This is a genomic window from Massilia aurea (genome assembly GCF_024753205.1).
Classification (GTDB): domain Bacteria; phylum Pseudomonadota; class Gammaproteobacteria; order Burkholderiales; family Burkholderiaceae_D; genus Telluria; species Telluria aurea.
This window is the reverse complement of record NZ_JANUGZ010000003.1, coordinates 758,177-778,629: the sequence shown is the minus strand read 5'-3', so window position 1 is coordinate 778,629 and position 20,453 is coordinate 758,177. Positions and strand designations below refer to the sequence as shown.

Here is a 20,453-nt window from a genome sequence, read left to right as displayed (position 1 = left end):
TCAGCGAAGCTGCTGTGTGAGGAAGGCGTCGATCGCGGCCGAGACGGCGGTCGGCGCACTCATGTGCGGACAGTGGCCGACGTTCGGTACCATCGCGAACGTGCTGCCGGGCAGGTTCTGGTGCAGCCATTGGCCGGCCGTGTGCGGCGCGATCAGGTCGTCGCTGCATTGCAGGATCAGCGCGGGCGTCGTGGACCTGGGCACATCAAGGCGGTGGTCCGAGCGGAACGTAACGCTGGCAAAGTGATGGGCGATTTCGGGATTGTTGCGGCAAAAACTGGCCGTCAGCCCGGAGGCCAGATGGGGCTGGTTGGGCGCGCCCATGATGGTGGGTGCAAGACTGTGCGACCAGGCGATGAAGTTTGTCTCCATCGTTTCGAGCAGTTCGTCGATGTCGTCGCGCGTGAAGCCGCCGGTATAGTCGCCGTCGTTGATGTAGCAGGGCGAGGGACTGACCATGATCTGCGCGGCAAAGCGCTCGGGCGCGGCGATCGTGGCCAGCATGCCGATTGTCGCGCCGACCGAGTGCCCGACAAACACGACCGGGCCGCTGGCATGGGCATCAATCAGGGCGAGCAGGTCGTCGGCGTGACCCTGCAGCGTCGCATGGCGGGCGCGGTCATAGGCCGACAGGTCCGAGCCGCCGGAGCCGACGAGATCGTAGGTGAGAACGCGATACCGGTGCTGGTAGGCGGGAGCGAGGTGACGCCACATCGTCTGGTCGCAACCGAAACCATGGGCAAACACCATGGTGGCGGCGCCCTGGCCGGCAAGGTGAACGTTATGGCGAAGCTGGGCGGACATTGAATGCCTCTCGTCGGTTCACGCAGATATACACAAAAAATAGCATCATTCTTGTGTAATGTCAGCAATGCCGATGTAAAAGGCGGTTAGTCGTGGTCGTCGTTCTCGCCAGCGCGGGTCAATTGCGGGATCACCTTGACCAGCAGAATGCGTGGGCCATTCATTTTCTTGACCACGACATCGAACTGCGGAAAGCCAATGCGCTGGCCTTGCTTGGGGATGTCGCCCAGCTTGGCCATCAACAGGCCGCCGACCGATTCGACATCGTCCAGGCCCATTTGTTCGTTGTCGATGTCGATGCCCAGCAGGCGTTCGAGCGAGAAGATCGGCAGGCTGGCCTTGCCGATCCAGGTGCCGTCGGCCTGCTTGAGCCAATCGTTTTCGTTCATCCGGAATTCGTCGCGGATCTCGCCGACCATCGCGCCCAGCAGGTTGTCGAGCGTGACGAAGCCGACCGGGCGCTTGCCCTTTTCGCCGATCAGCGCGAAGTGGGGCGCGCCGCCACGGAAGCGCCGGAAGATGTCCTGCGCCGGCGTGCGCGCCGAAATCGATTCGACTGGCCTCAGGAACTGGGTCAGGTCGCCGATGGGCCGGCCCGACTGCAGCGCGAAATACAGGTCTTTCAGGTGGACGATGCCGATGACTTCTTCACCGTCCTTGTCGAAATACGGGTAGCGCGAAAAGCGGTTGCGGCGCACGGTTTCCAGATTCTGCTCGAGCGAGCGGCTAGCGTACAGGGCGCTGACTTCGTTAATCGGGCGCATCAGCTCGGACACGGCCAGCTGGCTGAAGTCGAGCGACTGGGCCAGGATATTGCGGTCGTCCTGCGTGATCTTTTCAGCCGGGTTGCTGGTGCGCAGAATCAGTTTGAGTTCGTCGAGCGAGTAGTGATGGTCGTGCCCGCCCTTGCCGGCCAGGCCCGCCACGCGCAGCAGCGTATTGGCGCTGGCATTGAGCAGGGCGATCGCCGGATACATGGCCCAGTAGAACGCGTACAGCGGGATGGCGCACCACAGCGCCACCGATTCCGGCAACCGGATCGCCAGCGTTTTCGGGGCCAGCTCGCCCACCACGATGTGCAGGAACGAAATCACCGAGAACGCGACGATGAACGAAATGCTGTGGATCAGCTCTTCGGACGTCACGCCGACAAACGCGAAGACCGGTTCAAGCAGGCTGGCAAACGCCGGCTCGCCGACCCAACCAAGGCCCAGCGATGCCAGCGTGATGCCGAGCTGGCAGGCCGACAGGTAAGCGTCGAGCTTGCCGTGGACTTTTTCCAGGATGCGTCCGCGCAGGCCGGTGGTCTTGGCGATGGCGTTCACGCGGGTCTTGCGCAGCGTGACGATACTGAATTCGGCGGCGACGAACAGGCCGTTCAGCGCGACCAGGAACAGGGCGAGAACGAGGAAGAGAATATTTTCCATGCTGGAGATGTCTTAACAAAAGGTAAAGCCAAGGGGCATTGTACAACCCAAAACGGCTCTTATCCGTCTGCTAACGCGCCTTTGTGCACGGCCGACAGGATTGCCTCGACCGCCGGATGCTTGATCTTGCGTTCGTTCGAGATCGCATAGAAGTGTTCGCGCACCTCCGGCACCCGGCCGACCAGCTCGGCGCCGAGCTGGTAGTCGATGTCGGCAGCAGGCGCGGCCGGCGTGAAGAACAGGCCCAGGCCGCGCCGGCCAAAGGTATTCAATAACGCGTTGTCTTCGAACTCGCCGACCACGTCGGGCCGGATCGCATGGCGCTCGAACCAGTCGTCGATCTTGCCGCGCAGGGCGTTGTTGCGCGTGGGCAGCAAAAACGGCGCACCGTGCAGCGACGCCGGAAAATCGTCGCGGTACTCGTGCGCCAGGGCCGGGGCGCCGACAACGAACATCTCGCTTTCAGACAGCAGGTGGCTGAACACGCGTAGCGTGGTGCCGGTGGGAACGGCGCGGTCGGTCAGCACGACGTCGAGCTTGTGCAGCGCCAGGTCCCCCAGCAGCGCCTCGTACTGGTCTTCGTGGCACACCAGGCGCACCGGGGTGGCCAACTGAGTCGTGACCTCGAGCAGGCGGTAGGCGGTGAACTTGGGCAGCGAATCGGAAATGCCCACCGCCAGGCGGATGCGCGTGCTGTCGGAAGCGTCGAGCGCTTCCTGCATCTGCTCGCCCAGCAGGAATATCTGGTCGGCATACGACAGCGCCAGGCGGCCTGCTTCGGTCAGTGTCAGGCGCCGGCCTTGTTGGGTGAATAGTGCCTTGCCGAACGCCTGTTCAAGTAAGGTAAGCTGCGTACTCACTGTCTGGATGGCCAGGCCAAGACGCTCGGCGGCGCGCGTAATGCTGCCTTCCTTGGCAACCACCCAGAAGTAATAGAGGTGGCGAAAGTTGGGGAGTGCGTGGCTCATGGCTTCTGTTTTTCGGAAGTAACCCTCCAATTATCTTCGCTTTTTCAATCGTTTGGCAACCTTTACAATTGTTCGTCAGCACCGTTTTTTATAAATCATAAGAGGGGAAATATTAATGAAGTACTTTACCTGGTCATTCATCGTGACCGCGGTCTGTCTTGCCCTTGCGGCATGGTGGGGATTCGATCATGGTGGCACGTCGGGCATGATTACCGCGCTGGGCGTGGCGGCCATTCTGGCCGTCATGGAAGTCTCGCTGTCGTTCGATAACGCGGTGGTCAACGCCTCGGTCCTCAAGACCTGGGACGAGTTCTGGATCAAGCTGTTCCTGGGCGTGGGTATCATCATCGCCGTGTTCGGCATGCGTCTGGTGTTCCCGCTGGTCATCGTGGCCGTGGCTGCCGACCTGGGCGCGGCGGAAGTCTGGAACCTGGCGCTGACCAATCCAAAAGCCTTCTCGATGCACCTGACCAACCACCACGCTGAAGTGGCGGCATTCGGCGGCATGTTCCTGCTGCTGGTGTTCCTGAACTTCATGCTGGACGATGAAAAAGAAACCCACTGGCTGGGCAACTTCGAAGCAAAACTGGGTTCGCTCGGCAAGGTGTCGTCGATCGCCGTCATGATCGCCATCGCCGCGCTGCTGTTTAGCCTGACGTATGTTGATGAAGCGCAGAAGATGGTCGTTGCGATCGCCGGTATGTGGGGCATCCTGGTCTATGTTGCTGTCGATATGCTTAGCAGCCTGCTGGAAAAGAGTGAATCGGGCGAGGGCGCTGTCGGTGACGCGGTCAAAAAAGGCGGTATCGGTGGTTTCCTGTACCTCGAAGTGCTGGATGCATCGTTCTCGTTTGACGGTGTGATCGGCGCGTTCGCGATCACCAGCGACGTCGTGATCATCATGCTGGGCCTGGCAATCGGCGCGATGTTCGTGCGTTCGATGACCGTGTTCCTGGTGCGCAAGGGCACGCTCGATGAATACGTCTACCTCGAGCACGGCGCGCACTACGCGATCGGTATCCTGGCCGTGATCATGCTGGCCAGTATGAAGTGGCATGTACCAGAGCTGATCACCGGCGGTGTGGGCGTGGCCTTCATCCTGGCGTCGCTGTGGAGTTCGATTCAGTACAAGAAGAAGCACGCCGCACTCGGCGGCGCGTAAGCGGTAATCGGGCCGGCGGCATGCATGCCGGCCCTGCAATACAGAATTCGCCGCGAGTGGCAGAACACCAGCTCGCGGCGCTTGCAACCCGGTGTTCACAATTTAGGAGATTCTCATCATGGCAATCAGTCTGCAAAAAGGCGGCAACGTCAACCTGTCGAAAGAAGCACCAGGCCTGACTTCACTGAAAGTCGCACTCGGCTGGGACATTCGCGCCACCGATGGCGCAGCCTTTGACCTCGACGGCGCTGTGTTCCTGCTCAATTCGTCCGGCAAGGTCCGTTCGGATGGCGACTTCATCTTCTATAACAACCTGAAGTCGAGCGATGGTTCGATCGTCCACTCGGGCGACAACACGACCGGCGCCGGCGAGGGCGACGATGAATTCGTCACCATCGACCTGACCAAGGTTCCGGCTGACGTCGACAAGGTCGTCCTGGGCGTGACCATTCACGATGCCGAAACCCGTCGCCAGAACTTCGGCATGGTCGGCAAGGCGTTCATCCGCTGCGTCAACAACGCCACCAACGCCGAAGTCGCGCGCTACGACCTGTCGGAAGACGGTTCGACCGAAGCGGCCATGATCTTCGGTGAGGTCTACCGCAACGGCGCGGACTGGAAATTCCGCGCAATCGGCCAGGGCTTTGCCGGCGGCCTGGGCCCACTCGCCCGCAACTACGGCGTCAACGTTTAATCATGCAAGCCAGGGCGCTTCTGCGGAGGCGCCCTGCGTGGAACCAAATTCTAAGGAAGCCAAATGCCAGTATTTACCGTGACCGGGGACGTCGATCCTTTCCTTCATGTGTCGATGAAGCAGGGCGAGACCATCTATTGCGAATCCGACGCGATGGTGATGATGGAATCGACCCTCGACCTCAAAGGCAAGATGAAGGGCGGGCTCGGTAGTGCGCTGATGCGCACCTTTGCCAACGGCGAGTCGTTCTTTCAGCAGCACATCGAAGCCACGCGTGGCGATGGTGACTGCCTGCTGTCGCCAACCCTGCCGGGTGCGATGCAGACGGTCGATGTCGGTCCGAACCACTACATCATCAGCGATGGCGCATTTGTCGCCGCCACGTCTGGCGTCGACCTCAAGGTGCGCACGCAAAGCCTGGGCAATGCCATGTTCGCCAACAGTGGCGGCTTCTTCGTCACCGAAACGGGCGGCCAGGGCCAGGTGGTGGTGTCGGGTTTCGGGTCGATGTCGGTGCTGGATGTCGAGCCGGGCAAGGACGCGATCATCGACAACTCGCACGTGGTGTGCTGGGACAGCACGCTGCGCTACGAAATTTCGATCACCACCGGCACCAGCGGCGGCTTCCTGGGTAACCTGATCAACAGCCAGACCAGTGGCGAGGGCATGGTCCTGCGCTTCTCGGGTCGTGGCAAGGTGTATGTATGTTCGCGCAACCGCACTGCATTCAAAGCCTGGATGCAGCAGCCAGCGAAATAACGGAGGAACACAATGTCAGTCAATCTGCAAAAAGGCCAGAAAATCTCTCTGGACAAGGAAGCCGGTGGCGGCCTGTCCCGCGTGACCATGGGTCTGGGTTGGGATGCGATCAAGTCGAAGGGTTTCTTCGGCTTCGGCGGCGGCAAGTCGGATGCCGTCGACCTGGACGCATCGGTGGTCATGTTCGATGAGTCGAACAAGCCGGTGGACGTGATCTGGTTCCGCCAGCTCAAGAGCAAGGACGGCAGCATCGTGCACACGGGCGACAACCGCACCGGCGCCGGTGATGGCGACGACGAGCAGATCACCGTCGACCTGAACGCCGTGCCGGCATCGGTCAAGGCGCTGGTCTTCACGGTCAACAGCTTCACCGGGCAAACCTTTGCCACGGTCGAAAACGCCTACTGCCGCCTGATCAATGCAGCCGACCAGCAGGAAGTCGCGCGCTTCAATCTGTCGGTGACGGGCTCGCATTCGGCGCAGATAATGGCCAAGCTGTACCGCCATGGCGGCGAGTGGAAGATGCACGCGATCGGTGAGAATGGCAATGGCCGTACGTTCGACGATCTGATGCCGCAGATTTCAGTGCATTTGTAATCGGTAGCGTTGTTTGTTACCAAGAACCGGGGCCATGTGCCCCGGTTTTTTATTGCTTGGTGCAAATAAGCTGGATGACATTCGTAGGGTGGGCGGCTAAGCCGTCCACGCGTTCAACCAACCTTATTCAATGTTTTTTGCAAAGTCGAGTTCAACATGTAGGTGGGAAACCCTGTCTGTACAGGGACATAGGTAACACTTTTCAAATAAGCAAGCTTGCAGGAAAAACGGATCAGCGGATCTGTATGCTGTTGCTCATAGACAACTACTTTCCAGGATATTGAACGTCAGACTCTATTTTTTGACGAGAAGTCGTCACTTCCGGGCTATCGTCTTTCTGTTGCGGTATTCACTCCGTGCAAGAAAACTTTATCCAGGGCCTCCATGCTTTCCAAATTAACATTGCGTTTCCGACTGATCGCCACGCTGGCGGTCCTCGGTCTTCTCATTGCCGCCATCGGCGTGCTCGGCATCTACGGCATGCGTTCGAATCATGCCGCGCTCGAGCAGGTGTACAGCAACCAGCTCGCCTCGAGCATCGCGATCAACAATTCCAAGAACTTCCTGAACCGCGCCCGTTTCGGCCTGGACCGTGCTGTGTTCCATCCAGAGTCGCCCGACGTCGCCAAGACGATCGCGCGTGCCAAAGGCTTCATTGACGACGCCAACAAATCGTGGCAAACCTATCTGACCATGCCGCGCGATGGTGAAGAGGCAATACTGGCCAAGACCCTGGAAACCGAACGCACACGCTACATCAATGACGGCATGCTGGCGCTGGCCACCGCCATCGAGCAGGGTAATGTCGAGCGCATCGAAGCGCTGTCGATGAAAGAAATGACGGCGCTGTACGGTGTCTTCGACAAGGCTTCGGTCGCGCTGGACGACTACCAGCTGGCCACTGCCCGCCACGAGTTCGAGTCGAGCCTGGCGCTGTTTACCACCTTGATGTGGGCGGCTGGCTTGAGCATCGTGTTCGGCCTCGTGCTGGCAATCGTGTCGTCAGTGCTCTTGCTGCGCGCAATCATGCGGCCGCTCGAACAAGCCATCGGCCACTTTGACGCGATGGCCCACGGCGACCTGTCGACGACGGTCGTCGTCGATCGCCAGGATGAAATGGGCGCGCTGCTCAAGGGCCTGGCCTCGATGCAGGAGCAGTTGTCCGGCACCGTGCGCAGCGTGCGTGACAGCAGCATGTCGATCGCCACCGCCAGCGCTGAAATCGCCGCCGGCAACATGAACCTGTCGGGCCGCACCGAGCAGCAGGCCAGCAGCCTGGAAGAAACGGCATCCTCGCTGGAAGAACTGACCAGCACCGTGCAGCACAATGCCGACAACGTCCGCCAGGCCAACAATGTGGCGCGTTCGGCGTCCGAAGTGGCCATTCGCGGCGGCAAGCTGGTCGGGGACGTGGTCGAGACCATGAGTGCGATCAATGCGTCGTCCAAGCGCATCGTCGATATCATTTCCGTCATCGACGGTATCGCATTCCAGACCAATATCCTGGCGCTCAATGCAGCCGTCGAAGCTGCGCGCGCCGGCGAGCAGGGCCGGGGCTTTGCGGTCGTGGCCAGCGAAGTGCGCAATCTGGCGCAGCGCTCGGCGGCGGCAGCCAAAGAGATCAAGGAATTGATCGGCACATCGGTGACCAATGTCGAGGCGGGTACGGCCCTCGTCGACAGCACGGGCACCACGATGAACGAGATCGTTTCGAGTGTGAAACGGGTCTCGGACATCATGGCCGAGATCCTGGCTGCCGGCGAAGAGCAGACCTCGGGCATTGGCCAGATCAATGAAGCGGTCAGCCTGATGGACCAGGCAACCCAGCAGAACGCGGCCCTGGTCGAAGAAGCGGCGGCGGCCACCGGCGCGCTGCAAGAGCAGGCCCAGGCGCTGCAGCAGATGGTGAGCGTGTTCAAGGTCGACGCCCAGGCGACCGGGCACGGCCACGGGCGCGCGCTCGGGCACAAGGCGCAGCAGCGCATCGCCATCGCAGCATAGTGCAGTGGGGCGCACTGCCCATGCCATAATGCCGGCATCATGAGCGTGCGCACCCCTTTTCCGCTGACAGCCGGCCCCGCAGCCTGTCGATCCCATGCGTGATCCAAACGCATTTCCCATCGACGGCGGGGCGCTCGGCGCCGCGATTCGCGAGCATGACTGGGCCGCCACGCCGCTGGGGCCCATCGAGGATTGGCCGGCCACGCTGCGCACCGGCGTGAGCATCGTGCTCGGTTCGGCGTTCCCCAGTTTTCTCGTCTGGGGCGCTGAGCAAACCCTCCTGTACAACGATTCCTACGCCGAGATCCTGTGCGAGAAGCACCCGCGCGCACTGGGCGGCAGCTTCCAGGCCGCCTGGCCCGAAATCTGGGACGTGCTCGCGCCGCTGGTCGAGCGCACGCTCGTCGGCGGCGAGTCGTACAAGATGCATGACCTGCCGCTGGTCATGCAGCGTAAGGGCTATGCCGAGCACACCTGGTTCACATTTTCGTACGGCCCGGTGCGCGGCGATGACGGCGAGATCCTCGGCCTCTTATGCACCTGCATCGACACCACCGACACCATCCTCGCCCGGCGCCGCCAGGTGGCCGACGAGGCCGTGCTGCGCGAGCACGAAAGCAATTCGCGCATCGATGCCGAACGGGTGCAACTGGCGCTGGCCGCCGGCGCCATCATCGGCACCTGGTTCTGGGATTTGCCCACCGACCGATTCACGGTCGACGAAGCGTTTGCGCGCGCCTTCGGCCTCGATCCGGCGCTCGGGCGCGTCGGCCTGAGCCTGGCCCAAGTCGTCGCCACGGTCCACCCCGACGACCAGGCCGGCCTGGCGCAGGCGATCAACACGGTCATCGCGCGCGGCGGCCATTACGCCCACCAGTACCGGGTCAAGCGCACCGACGGGCGCTACTACTGGATCGAGGCCAACGGCCGGGTCGACCTGGCGCCGGACGGCACCGGGCTGTCGTTCCCGGGCGTGCTGATCGACGTCGAAGGCCGGCGCGCAGTCGAGGCCGAACGCGACCAGGCGATCCTCAAGCTGCGCGCGCTCAACGAGCAGCTCGAGCAGAAAGTCATTGCGCAGGCGCTGGCGCGTGGCCGTACCTGGCAGGTGAGCCCGGACATTCTGGGCGTGCTCAATGCCGACGGCTTCGTCGAGACGTCGAACCCGGCCTGGGAAGCCAGCCTGGGCTGGACCGAGGAAGAGATCGCCCGCACGCACTTCATGGAGTTCATCCATCCCGACGATCACGCGCTGACCCGGGCCGTGTGGCGTGATGCGCTCGAGCGCAACATTCCGGCGCTGCGATTTGAAAACCGTCACCGCCACAAGGCCGGCGGCTGGCGCTGGCTATCGTGGGTGGCGGTCCCGGACGATGGCAAGGTGTATTGCTCGGCGCGTGACGTGACCCTCGAAAAAGAAGCCCAGACCGAGCGCGACCGCATGTGGGACACGTCGCCCGACCTGTTGCTTACCATTGATGCCAATGGCGTGTTCCGGCGCGTCAATCCGGCATGGACCCATTTGCTTGGCTACACGCCCGAGGAACTCGTAGGGCATCACACCAATGAATTCGTCGTGGCCGAAGACCATGCCTCGACGATGAATGCGTATGGCGCTGCAGCGGAAGGCGAGCAGCCGCATCTGGTCAACAGCTATCGCCACAAGGACGGCTCGATACGCTGGATTTCATGGGCCGCGGCGCCAGCGGGCAGTGTGACGTATGCGACCGGCCGCGACATCACGGTCGAACGTGAGCGCCAGGCCGAGCTCGAGCGCGCCCAGGAGCAGCTGCGCCACTCGCAAAAAATGGAAGCAGTCGGTCAGCTCACCGGCGGCCTGGCGCATGACTTCAACAATCTGCTGGCCGGCATCGCGGGCAGCCTGGACCTGGTCAAGATCCGCATCGCGCAGGACCGCGTGGGCGATGTCGACCGCTACATCGGCGTGGCGCAAGGCGCGACCCGGCGCGCCGCGGCGCTGACCCATCGCCTGCTGGCGTTCTCGCGCCGCCAGACGCTCGCGCCCACGGCCATCTGCGTGAATGCCATGATCGATGGCATGCTTGACATGATCCGGCGCACGGTCGGCCCCGGCGTGCAGGTGGAGCCGCGCGGTGAGCGCGCCCTGTGGGCGGCGCTGGTGGACCAGTCGCAGCTCGAAAACGCGCTGCTGAACCTGTGCATCAACGCGCGCGACGCGATGCCGGCCGGCGGCTCGATCACCATTGAAACTGCCAACCGGCAGATCGACTCCGTTGCCGCGCGCTCGCTCGAACTGCCGCCTGGCGACTACCTGACGCTGTCGGTCTCCGACGCCGGCACCGGCATGGCGCCGGACGTGGTGGCCAAGGCGTTCGACCCGTTCTTCACGACCAAGCCGATCGGGCAGGGCACGGGGCTGGGGCTGTCGATGATCTACGGCTTCGCCAAACAGTCAGACGGCCAGGTACACATCGATTCGGCGGTAGGGCGGGGCACCACGGTGAGCATTTACCTGCCGCGCCATCGCGGCCAGGCCGAGGGCGTCGATGCCGCGCCGCCCGTGGCGCTGGCGTCACCGGATGGCCGCGGCGAGACGATCCTGGTGGTCGACGATGAGCCGAGCGTGCGCATGCTGGTGGTCGATCTGCTGGAAGACCTGGGATACCACGTGCTGAACGCCGAAGACGGTGCCAGCGGCCTGGCCTTGCTGCAATCGGGCGCGCGCATCGATCTGTTGATCACCGATGTCGGCTTGCCCGGGATGATGAACGGGCGGCAGATGGCCGATGCCGCGCGCGTGGCCCGGCCCGAACTGAAGGTGCTGTTCATTACTGGCTATGCCGAAACCGCCTTGCTCGACAACGGGCAACTGGGTCCCGACATGGCGATCCTGACCAAACCTTTTTCAATCGATACGATGGCGCAGCGGGTACGGGACATGGTGGCGCGGCACGGGTGATAGCCGTTCACCACAGCCGGGGTCAGGTCTGACATTCGGACACGATCACAGCAGTAGCCATGGTGCGCGAAGGCAGCCATGACATCCGGCGCGAGAGAAATGGCGAACTAATGTCGAGGCCGTGTCCGAATGTCAGACCTGACCCCCGGCTTTTGCGTTAGTGGCCGCGCCGCTGCACCAGTGCCGTACCCGCGCCATGGCGCTTGCTTTCGCTGACTGCGGTCACGGTGCCATCCGGGTTGAACACCAGCGCATTGGCCGCGCCGATTTCTTCCGCTGGTGATTCCCAGCGCTGGCCGAAGCGCGCCAGCGCCGTTGCTTGCGCGCTGCCGGCAAAGCCTGGTTCGACCGATGTGTCGGGCGCGTTGCGCTGGCTGATGCGCGGGGCATCCACCGCCTGGTGCATCGGCATGCCGAAGTCGACGTAGTTGACGATCGTTTGCAGCACGGTCGTGATGATGGTCGCGCCGCCCGGGCTCCCCACTGAAAACGCCGGCTTGCCATCCTTGAGCGCAATCGTCGGCGCCATGCTGGAGCGGGGCCGCTTGCCGGCTTCGGGCACGTTGGGGTGCGGGCCGGCGAAGTCGAAGTCGGTCATCTCGTTATTGAGCAGGAAGCCGTAGCCCGGCACGACGATCCCGCTGCCGCCCCACGATTCGATCGTGAACGTGTAGGCGACCACGTTGCCATCCTTGTCTGACACCGTCAGATGTGTCGTGTGCAGGCTTTCCGGTGGAGGGCGGATGCTGGCGCGCACAGGTGGCAGCAGCGGCACGCTGGGATCATTCTGGAATGCATACGGATTGCCCGCCGCCACTGCGCCCGGTGCGGCCTTCTGCAGCGAAATCAGTGCGCGGCGCGTGGCGGCGAAGTCTTTCGACAGGAAGCCAGCCAGTGGCGCATCGATGTATTCGGGATCGGCCAGATATGCGTTGCGGTCGGCGAATGCAAAGCGGCTCGCTTCGATGTACAGGTGCTCGGCCTGCGCGCGCGGCAGCGCTTTCAGGTCGTAGCCTTCGAGGATATTGAGGGCATGCGCGACCGTCGCGCCGCCACTGCTGGGCAGCGGCATGCCATACAGTTCGTAGTCCCGGTAGGTGCTGCGCAGGGCAGGGCGGATACGCGCCTCGTAGTTGGCCAGGTCGGCCAGCGTCATCGTGCCAGCGCGGACATTGACGCCCCTGGCCACGGGCGGGCGGTTGACGGTGTCGACGATCGCGCGCGCCATCGGGCCTTCGTAGAATGCCTTCACGCCACCCGAAGCGATGGCGCGGTAGGCCCGCGCCATATCGGGATTGCGCAGCAGTGTGCCGGTGGGGATGGACTTGCCGTCGTGCAGGTACAGCGCGCTGGTGGGTGTGAACTGGCGAAACTTGGCCAGGTTCTGGTCGACCAGGCCATTGAACGTGGCGTTGACCCGAAAGCCCGTGTCGGCCACCGCGATGGCCGGCGCCAGTACCTGCGCGAAGCGCATGCTGCCGTAGCGTTCGAGCGCCTCGTGCCATCCGCGTACCGTGCCCGGCACGCCCACTGCCGCGCCGCTGGCGACAGCGGTGTCGAAGTCGATCGGTTTGCCATCGCGCTCGAACAGCGTGGGGCCGGCCTTGGCCGGCGCCGTCTCGCGGTGGTCGATCGTGATCACCCGTTTGTCCCTGGCCAGATAGATGACCATGAAGCCGCCGCCACCGATGCCGCAGCTGAACGGATCCGTCACGCCCAGCGTGGCGGCTGCGGCGACGGCCGCATCGACTGCATTGCCGCCGTTGTTCAGGATGGTCAGCGCCGCTTGCGAGGCCTGGGCGCTGATGGTGGCGACGGCGCCGCCGTGCCCCGTCGCGACAGGCGCGCCGGTGGCGGGGACAACGACGATCGACAGGACCAGCCCGCAGGCCAGTGCGGCATTGACCGGCGAGCGGGCCGGCACGATTACGTACCGTACATATTGAGCACGACCGGATACGACGCCGGCCTCGCCTCGATCATGCCGCGCGCCGGTGGCTCGAACGACCGGTCGAGTTCGACACGCGCGCCGCGCAGCGCCGGCGACGTGAAGCCCGGTTTGCCCGGCACCAGCCAGAATGCCTGCGCCACGTTCTGGATGCGCAGCGTGAAGCGGTAGGCGACACGCCCGGCCACGATGCAGCGTGCATTGTCCGGGCAGCGGGTGTCGTCGGCGCCTTCATACGTCAGGCTCAGGCGCTGCTCTGGCGCCAGCAGCAGGCTCTGGCTCTCGCTGAGATTGTATTGCGCGTCCGGCAGTCGCTCGGGCGCGGCGCAGCCGGACAACAGGCCAGCGCCGAGGCAAACGGCGGCGATGCAGAAGACGCGGGCCGGACGGAAGATCGAGGGGCGCATGGTGTCATCCAGTGTTTGGCAGGGAAAACCCATGATAGCAAAAGCGCAAGCGCAGCGGCGCGGCATGATGCGCCCGGGCGTCATGAACACGGCGATTGTGAAGTCATAAACAGGTCATATTCGCAGGCTATTCTCTGTCCCGTAGTGCAAAACATATCCCTCAACTAAGGAATAACAATGTTCAAAAAGATCCTCGCCGGCGCCGCTGCCGCACTCGTGATGACGACCTCGTTTGCCGCCGACATGACCGGTGCAGGCGCTACCTTCCCGTACCCGATCTACGCCAAGTGGGCCGAGGGTTACAAGGCAGCGACCGGCAATGGCCTGAACTACCAGTCGGTGGGTTCGGGCGCCGGTATCAAGCAGATCAAGGCCAAGACCGTCGACTTCGGCGCGTCGGACATGCCACTCAAAGCAGATGAGCTGGACAAGGAAGGCCTGATGCAGTTCCCGGCCATCATGGGCGGCGTGGTTGCCGTGGTCAACGTCGAGGGCGTGACCCCAGGCCAGCTGAAGATGACCGGTCCGGTGCTGGCCGACATCTACATGGGCAAGATCACCAAGTGGAACGCTGCGCCGATCGCCGCGCTGAACCCTGGCGTCAAGCTGCCGGATACCGAGATCACCGTTGTGCACCGTGCCGACAGCTCGGGTACCTCGTTCCTGTGGACCGACTTCCTGGCGAAAACCAGCCCGGCCTGGAAAGAAAACATCGGCTCGGGCACCACCGTGAAGTGGGCCGTGGGCGTGGGTGGCAAGGGCAACGAAGGCGTCGCCGCCAACGTGCAGCGTATCAAGGGTTCGATCGGCTACGTCGAGTGGGCTTACGCGAAAAAGAACAAGCTGGCGCACACCCAGCTGCGCAATAAAGAAGGCGTCGACCTGCAGCCAAGCGACGACGTGTTCAAGGCAGCTGCCGCGAACGCCGAGTGGAACAAGACCCCAGGCTTCGGCGTGGTCCTGACCGACGGCGCCGGCAAGCAAAGCTGGCCAGTCACCGGCGTGTCGTACATCCTGATGCACAAGGAACAGGCTGACGCGAACAAGGGCAAGGAAGTCGTCAAGTTCTTCGACTGGGCCTTCAAGAACGGCGCGCCAGCAGCAGCTGAACTGGACTACGTCCCGATGCCAGCCAGCGTCGTCAAGCAAGTGCAGGATGCCTGGAAAGCCAACCTGAAAGACGCTTCCGGCAAAGCGATCATGTAATCAGGCAGGTGAAGCAACGATCCGGCAGCGCGACTGCCGGATTTTTTTATCAGCACATCCAACCTCGGCATCTCACAGACTGGGTATCCCATGACAATGGCGAACACGATCGTCCTGGTGATTGACGACAAGCCGGCCATCGCCGAACTGCTCAAATTTTCACTGCACGAGGACGAGTGGGTCTGGCACAACGTGCCGAGCCTGGCGCAAGCCTGGGACTTCATCGGACGCGAACGGCCCGAACTCCTGCTGCAGGAATCGATGCTGCGCAACGAAGGCGGCATGCGCCTGCTGGCTCGCCTGCGCGGTGACCGCCGCCTGCGCGAACAGCCTGTCATCCTGCTGGCGGCCGAATGTGCCGAAGGCGAGCGTCCGTCTGCATTGCCGGCAGCGGTGTCGCATCCCGAATTCATCCCGCAGGCGCCGATCGGCGAGGCGCGCGAACTGTCGCCCGAATCGCGGCTGCTGCGCTCGGGCCGCCTCGTGCTCGATCCGCTCAGCTGCAGCGTCAGGGTCGGCAACAGCCGGGTCGAAGTACGCCACGCCGAATATCGCCTGCTGCGTTTTTTGCTGTGCCATCCGGGCCAGGTTTTCTCGCGCTCGCAGTTGCTCGAACAACTCTGGGACGCGCACCAGTCGCTCGACCAGCGCACCGTCGACGTCCACGTGCTGCGCCTGCGCAAGGCGCTGGGCCGCGCGAAATCGCTGATCAAGACCGTGCGTGGCGCCGGTTACATGCTCGCGCCGACCTGACATGCAGTGTTTGCCGGCAGCATGAGTCACCACCCCCGTATCGCCCCTTCCATCACGCCTCACCGCAGCAAACGCTACCTGGTGCTGGCATGGCCGCTGCTTGCGCTGTTGCTCTGCATCGCGCTGTGGGGCGCAACCCTGGTGCGGGTGGACACCGAACAGGATCGCGTTGCCGGCCAGATCCGCAAGGACGCTGCCGCCTACGCCGAAGCCTACGAGCAGTACATCACGCGCTCGGTCGCGCAGATGGACCAGATCACGATGCAGCTCAAGTTCAGCTGGGAGAACTCGCGCAAGCCGGAACTCCTGGCGGACATGCGGCGCGACGGCATGTTCACCGACAGCGCCTTCCACGTGGTCGCCGTGCTCGACCGGCGCGGGATCGTGCGTTCCAGCACGCGCCCCAGCCTGGTTGGCGCGGACCTGGCGGATGGCCCGTATTTTTCACGCCACCGCGACAACAATTCGACGGCACTGCGGCTGGGCACCACGCCGGTGCAGTTCGGCGCGGCCGACGACGTGGTGCTGTTCACACGCCGTTTGGATGACCGCGAAGACGAGTTCGACGGCGTCATCATGATGGCGGTCGATGCGCGCTACTTCACGTCGTTCGTCAGCCCGGCAACGCTCGGCGCCGGCGGCATCGTCGCGCTGGCCGGCAGCGAAGGGCGCCTGCGCGTCGAACAACGCAGTGACGGCGCCGCGTTCTTCGACACGGCCACGCTGCCGCGCCGCGGCGCCGCCTGGTCGGGCGAGCAGGGCGTGCGCGAAGTCGATGGGGCGAATGGCTTTGCCGACGGCCAGTCGCGCGTGCTGGGCTGGCGCCAGTCGCCGGTCTATCCGCTGGTCGCACTGGTCGGCCTGCCACGCGCCGATACGCTGGCCACAACCAATACCTACTGGACCGACAGCCGCGACCGCGCCATCGCCGCCACGCTGTGCCTGATGCTGCTGGGTGCCGTCGGCGCCGTGCTGGCGCGGCGCGCGCTGCAACGCGGCACCGAACAGGACGACGTGCGGCGCGCCTACCGCACCGCCACCGAAAGCGGCAACGACGGCTTCTACATGGCGGCCGCCGTGCGCGGACGCGATGGGCAGATCGTCGACTTTCGCATCGTCGACTGCAATGAACGGGGCGCCTTCTTCTATGGCATGACGCGTGACGACCTGGTCGGCGCCAGTTTGGCCGAGATCGACACCGGCCTGTTCGGCGAAGAATTACTGGCCACCTACCGCAAGGCGATGGAGACGGGCTTCCATGAGGACGACCGCAAAATGCCGAGCGACAATCGTCTGAACATCAGCTGGGGCCGGCGTCGCCTGGTGCGGGTAGGTCATGGCCTGGCCGTCACGCTGCAGGATATCAGCGAGCGCAAGGCCCACGAGTCGCAGCTCGAGCGCCTGGCCAACGTCGACTCACTGACCGGCCTGGCCACCCGCCACGCGTTGTTGGAACGCATGCCGGCGATGCTGGCGCAGGCGCACACCGCCGACATGGGGGCGGCGCTGCTGTTCATCGATCTGGACGAATTCAAGCACATCAACGATTCGCACGGCCACGCCACCGGCGACGGCGTGCTCAAGTGCGCGGCCCAGCGCCTGCTGGCGCTGCTGCGCCCGTCAGACCAGGTGGCCCGCTTCGGCGGCGACGAATTCGTCGTCCTGCTCACGCCCTGCGATGGCGAGCGCCAGGCGGCGTCGGTGGCGGCGCGCATCGTCGAGGCGTTCGGGGTGCCGTTCCTGCTGGGCGACGAGCTGCACGCGGTGGGTGCATCGATCGGCATCAGCATGTACCCGCGCGACGGCGCCGATGCCGAAACGCTGGTGCGTCACAGCGATATCGCCATGTATGTCGGCAAGAACGACGGCAAGGGCCAGTACCGCTTCTTCGATCCATCGCTGTCGACGACGCTCAATTCGCGCGCGCGCCTCAAGCAGCACATCCTCGAGGCGCTCGAGGGCGACCAGTTCGTGCTGCACTACCAGCCGCGCGTCGATTCCCGCAGCGGCGAGTTGCTGAGCATGGAGGCGCTGGTGCGCTGGCGCCATCCGACGCTGGGCATGGTGGCGCCGGGCGACTTCATTCCGCTGGCCGAATCGACCGGCCTGATCGTGCGCATCGGTGAAGTTGTGATCGACAAGGCGTGCGCACAACTGGCCGCGTGGCGCGAGGCCGGCGTGGCGCTGGTGCCCGTCTCGATCAATGTCTCGCCCAAGCAGTTCCTGCGCGGCGGCGTGCAGCGGCAGTTGCGCGCCGCCATGGTGCGCCACGGCGTGCCGGCCAGCCTGATCGAAGTGGAAATCACCGAGTCGGCGATGATGGGCGACCAGGACGACATCCTGGCCGAACTGGCGGCGCTGCGCGCGCTGGGCGTGAAACTGCACGTGGACGACTTTGGCACGGGCTACTCGTCGCTGTCGCAATTGCAGCGCCTGAAGATGGACGTGCTGAAGGTCGACCGCGCGTTCACCAACGAGCTGGCCAGGTCGAAAGAGGGCAAGGTGTTCTTCCAGGCGATCGTGTCGATGGCGCACGCGCTGGGCATGTCGGTCGTGGCCGAGGGCGTGGAAACCGCCGAGCAACTGGCGATCCTGCGCGGCCTGGAATGCAATGAAGTGCAGGGTTACTTCATCGCGCGCCCGATGCCGGCGCACGAGATGGCGGTGCTGATGACGCAGCGCTATTTGCTCGAGGTCGTTGCGGCGGCGTCGTGAGCGCCGCCGCGACAATCAGTCGAGGTCGGCAGCGCTGTGGCGTTCCAGCACCTGGTCTTCTGCCGGTCCGAACGACCGGTTGACCTTGCGCCCACGCACCACGGCCGGCCGCGCCGCGATCGCATCAGCCCAGCGCTTGACATGCTTGTACTCGTGCACCGACAAGAACGTGGCCGCGTCGTACAGCTGACCGAGCACCATGCCACCATACCAGGGCCAGATGGCCATGTCGGCGATCGTGTACTCGTCGCCGGCCATGTAGCGGTTGTCGGCCAGATGGCGATCCAGCACGTCGAGCTGGCGCTTGGTTTCCATCGCGTAGCGGTCGATCGGGTATTGCAGCTTTTCCGGTGCATACGCGTAGAAGTGGCCAAAGCCGCCGCCCATGAATGGCGCCGAACCCATCTGCCAGAACAGCCAGTTCATCGTCTCGGTGCGCGCCACGCCGTCCTTCGGCAGGAACGCGCCGAATTTTTCGGCCAGGTACACCAGGATCGCCCCCGATTCAAACACACGAACAGGCTCGGCGCCGCTGCGGTCGACCAGGGCGGGAATCTTCGAATTCGGGTTGGCATCGACGAAGCCGCTCGAGAACTGCATGCCTTCGTTAATGCGGATCAGCCAGGCATCGTACTCGGCGCCCGCATGGCCGGCGGCCAGCAGTTCTTCGAGCATGATCGAGACCTTCACGCCATTGGGCGTGGCCAGCGAATACAGTTGCAGCGGATGCTCGCCTACCGGCAGCGCCTGGTCGTGCGTCGGTCCGGCGACCGGGCGATTGATATTGGCAAAGGCGCCGCCCGGGGTGGCGGGCGGGGTCCAGACAGTTGGTGGGACATACGGCGTTGAATCAGGCATGGCTTTTCCTTGAGCTGACGTGTCAGAAGAACCATTCTAGCCAATGGGCGACAAACGTGTCGGCGGCGGCTTCATGCGTTCAAATTACCCCAGTTTCGTGGCTGCCACGTTTTGTTGAACGTGTGGACGGGAAACCCGTCCACCCTAAAAAAAACACCGTAGGGTGGGCGGCTATGCCACCCACGCGTTCAACGCAACAAAAATCGGCCAAGGCCGGGATGGAAAGAGCAAAGCCGCATAAGAAAAAACCCCGCCGAAGCGGGGTTTGGGAGATGGCAAAGCGGCTCAGACAAACGCCGTCAGCGCACCCTTCATCTTTTTGAGTGCCGCCGATTCGATCTGGCGAATCCGCTCGGCCGACACGCTGAACTCTTCCGCCAGCGTGTGCAGCGTGGAGCCCGAACCGTCGTCGTTGGCCAACCAGCGCGCTTCGATGATGCGGCGCGAACGCGGGTCCAGCTTGCCAAGCGCCGATTCCAGGCCTTCTGACTGCAGGCGCGTGACTTGCTGCGCCTCAAGCACCTTGGTCGGCTCTTGCTGTTCCGACGACAGGTAGGCGATCGGCGAGAACTTGTCGTCTTCGTCGTCGGTTGGCGACTCGAGCGCGATATCGCGGCCCGACAGACGGGTTTCCATCTCGATCACTTCTTCACGCTTCACGCCCAGCAGCTTGGCCAGATCATCGACCTGACCCGGCGACATCGCGTCCAGACCCACCTTGTTGCTGCGCAGGTTGAAGAACAGCTTGCGCTGCGCCTTGGTCGTCGCGACCTTGACCAGACGCCAGTTCTTGAGAATGTACTCATGCATCTCGGCCTTGATCCAGTGCATGGCGTACGACACCAGGCGCACGCCCTGGTTCGGGTCGAAACGCTTGACTGCCTTCATCAGGCCGATATTGCCTTCCTGGATCAGGTCTGCGTGTGGCAGGCCATAGCCCAGATAGCCACGCGCGATCGACACTACCAGGCGCAGGTGGGACAGCACCATCTTTTGCGCTGCGTCGAGATCGTTATCGTCGCGCAGCCGCTTTGCCAGCGACATCTCTTCTTCGTGCGTCAGCATCGGCAGGCGGTTCACTGCCGAGATGTACGCATCGATATTGCCGAGATTGCCGGTGAAACCTAGTCCCAGAGCACGATTGCCGGTCGGGACCAATGCGGATTGTGCGGACATGTTTATTTCCCTTTTAGTAATCTTGCTGCATCCTGAC

16 protein-coding genes are annotated in these 20,453 nt (G+C 63.4%); 9 read left to right on the top strand and 7 right to left on the bottom strand.

The features are described from left to right. The 3 genes from NX775_RS13990 to nhaR all read right to left on the bottom strand — a co-directional run bounded on the left by NX775_RS13990 (position 1) and on the right by nhaR (position 3,199). Positions 1–804: an alpha/beta fold hydrolase gene (locus NX775_RS13990; protein ID WP_258836552.1), complete on the bottom strand. Its 804-nt coding sequence runs from the start codon at positions 802–804 to the stop codon at positions 1–3. Between the two features lie 86 nt (positions 805–890). Further along, positions 891–2,231, bottom strand: coding sequence for a hemolysin family protein (locus NX775_RS13985; RefSeq protein WP_183557055.1), 1,341 nt, complete (start codon positions 2,229–2,231; stop codon positions 891–893). A 59-nt stretch (positions 2,232–2,290) separates the two neighbouring features. Further along, positions 2,291–3,199, bottom strand: a complete 909-nt coding sequence (gene nhaR, locus NX775_RS13980; protein WP_258836551.1) for a transcriptional activator NhaR — start codon at positions 3,197–3,199, stop codon at positions 2,291–2,293. Positions 3,200–3,314: 115 nt separating this feature from the next. Here nhaR and NX775_RS13975 point away from each other — a divergent pair, with 115 nt between their 5' ends. The 6 genes from NX775_RS13975 to NX775_RS13945 all read left to right on the top strand — a co-directional run bounded on the left by NX775_RS13975 (position 3,315) and on the right by NX775_RS13945 (position 11,353). Further along, complete coding sequence (locus NX775_RS13975) at positions 3,315–4,361, top strand: DUF475 domain-containing protein (protein ID WP_258836550.1); 1,047 nt, start codon at positions 3,315–3,317, stop codon at positions 4,359–4,361. A 118-nt stretch (positions 4,362–4,479) separates the two neighbouring features. Then, positions 4,480–5,055, top strand: a complete 576-nt coding sequence (locus NX775_RS13970) for a TerD family protein (RefSeq protein ID WP_258836549.1) — start codon at positions 4,480–4,482, stop codon at positions 5,053–5,055. A 63-nt stretch (positions 5,056–5,118) separates the two neighbouring features. Continuing rightward, positions 5,119–5,814: a TIGR00266 family protein gene (locus NX775_RS13965; protein WP_258836548.1), complete on the top strand. Its 696-nt coding sequence runs from the start codon at positions 5,119–5,121 to the stop codon at positions 5,812–5,814. 12 nt (positions 5,815–5,826) lie between these two features. Next, positions 5,827–6,411, top strand: a complete 585-nt coding sequence (locus tag NX775_RS13960; protein WP_258836547.1) for a TerD family protein — start codon at positions 5,827–5,829, stop codon at positions 6,409–6,411. A 384-nt stretch (positions 6,412–6,795) separates the two neighbouring features. Continuing rightward, positions 6,796–8,412 carry a methyl-accepting chemotaxis protein gene (locus NX775_RS24085; RefSeq protein WP_307732214.1) on the top strand — a complete coding sequence of 539 codons (1,617 nt, stop codon included), beginning with the start codon at positions 6,796–6,798 and terminating at the stop codon, positions 8,410–8,412. A 94-nt stretch (positions 8,413–8,506) separates the two neighbouring features. Next, a complete protein-coding gene (locus tag NX775_RS13945; RefSeq protein ID WP_258836546.1) occupies positions 8,507–11,353 on the top strand; it encodes a PAS domain-containing protein in 2,847 nt (948 codons plus the stop codon). A gap of 157 nt (positions 11,354–11,510) precedes the next feature. On the opposite strand, the gene ggt is transcribed toward NX775_RS13945, so the two are convergent. Beyond that, positions 11,511–13,277, bottom strand: coding sequence for a gamma-glutamyltransferase (ggt, locus tag NX775_RS13940; RefSeq protein ID WP_258836545.1), 1,767 nt, complete (start codon positions 13,275–13,277; stop codon positions 11,511–11,513). A 2-nt stretch (positions 13,278–13,279) separates the two neighbouring features. Further along, entirely contained in the window at positions 13,280–13,708 is a 429-nt protein-coding gene (locus NX775_RS13935) for a hypothetical protein (protein ID WP_258836544.1), read from the bottom strand. A gap of 177 nt (positions 13,709–13,885) precedes the next feature. On the opposite strand from NX775_RS13935, the gene pstS reads away from it, so the two are divergent. The 3 genes from pstS to NX775_RS13920 all read left to right on the top strand — a co-directional run bounded on the left by pstS (position 13,886) and on the right by NX775_RS13920 (position 18,382). Beyond that, positions 13,886–14,914: a phosphate ABC transporter substrate-binding protein PstS gene (gene pstS / locus NX775_RS13930; protein ID WP_258836543.1), complete on the top strand. Its 1,029-nt coding sequence runs from the start codon at positions 13,886–13,888 to the stop codon at positions 14,912–14,914. A 90-nt stretch (positions 14,915–15,004) separates the two neighbouring features. Further along, complete coding sequence (locus NX775_RS13925; protein ID WP_258836542.1) at positions 15,005–15,667, top strand: winged helix-turn-helix transcriptional regulator; 663 nt, start codon at positions 15,005–15,007, stop codon at positions 15,665–15,667. Between the two features lie 21 nt (positions 15,668–15,688). Continuing rightward, positions 15,689–18,382: a bifunctional diguanylate cyclase/phosphodiesterase gene (locus NX775_RS13920; protein WP_258836541.1), complete on the top strand. Its 2,694-nt coding sequence runs from the start codon at positions 15,689–15,691 to the stop codon at positions 18,380–18,382. A gap of 15 nt (positions 18,383–18,397) precedes the next feature. Here NX775_RS13920 and yghU read toward each other — a convergent pair whose 3' ends face one another. Continuing rightward, positions 18,398–19,240, bottom strand: a complete 843-nt coding sequence (gene yghU, locus NX775_RS13915; RefSeq protein WP_258836540.1) for a glutathione-dependent disulfide-bond oxidoreductase — start codon at positions 19,238–19,240, stop codon at positions 18,398–18,400. A gap of 285 nt (positions 19,241–19,525) precedes the next feature. Continuing rightward, positions 19,526–20,416, bottom strand: a complete 891-nt coding sequence (gene rpoH, locus NX775_RS13910) for an RNA polymerase sigma factor RpoH (RefSeq protein WP_258836539.1) — start codon at positions 20,414–20,416, stop codon at positions 19,526–19,528. Between the last annotated feature and the right edge of the window lie 37 nt (positions 20,417–20,453).

Coding starts and splice junctions, on each gene's coding strand:
- NX775_RS13990 (WP_258836552.1), bottom strand. CDS start 804: ATGTCCGCCCAGCTTCGCCATAACGTTCACCTTGCCGGCCAGGGCGCC.
- NX775_RS13985 (WP_183557055.1), bottom strand. CDS start 2,231: ATGGAAAATATTCTCTTCCTCGTTCTCGCCCTGTTCCTGGTCGCGCTG.
- nhaR (WP_258836551.1), bottom strand. CDS start 3,199: ATGAGCCACGCACTCCCCAACTTTCGCCACCTCTATTACTTCTGGGTG.
- NX775_RS13975 (WP_258836550.1), top strand. CDS start 3,315: ATGAAGTACTTTACCTGGTCATTCATCGTGACCGCGGTCTGTCTTGCC.
- NX775_RS13970 (WP_258836549.1), top strand. CDS start 4,480: ATGGCAATCAGTCTGCAAAAAGGCGGCAACGTCAACCTGTCGAAAGAA.
- NX775_RS13965 (WP_258836548.1), top strand. CDS start 5,119: ATGCCAGTATTTACCGTGACCGGGGACGTCGATCCTTTCCTTCATGTG.
- NX775_RS13960 (WP_258836547.1), top strand. CDS start 5,827: ATGTCAGTCAATCTGCAAAAAGGCCAGAAAATCTCTCTGGACAAGGAA.
- NX775_RS24085 (WP_307732214.1), top strand. CDS start 6,796: ATGCTTTCCAAATTAACATTGCGTTTCCGACTGATCGCCACGCTGGCG.
- NX775_RS13945 (WP_258836546.1), top strand. CDS start 8,507: ATGCGTGATCCAAACGCATTTCCCATCGACGGCGGGGCGCTCGGCGCC.
- NX775_RS13935 (WP_258836544.1), bottom strand. CDS start 13,708: ATGCGCCCCTCGATCTTCCGTCCGGCCCGCGTCTTCTGCATCGCCGCC.
- pstS (WP_258836543.1), top strand. CDS start 13,886: ATGTTCAAAAAGATCCTCGCCGGCGCCGCTGCCGCACTCGTGATGACG.
- NX775_RS13925 (WP_258836542.1), top strand. CDS start 15,005: ATGACAATGGCGAACACGATCGTCCTGGTGATTGACGACAAGCCGGCC.
- NX775_RS13920 (WP_258836541.1), top strand. CDS start 15,689: ATGAGTCACCACCCCCGTATCGCCCCTTCCATCACGCCTCACCGCAGC.
- yghU (WP_258836540.1), bottom strand. CDS start 19,240: ATGCCTGATTCAACGCCGTATGTCCCACCAACTGTCTGGACCCCGCCC.
- rpoH (WP_258836539.1), bottom strand. CDS start 20,416: ATGTCCGCACAATCCGCATTGGTCCCGACCGGCAATCGTGCTCTGGGA.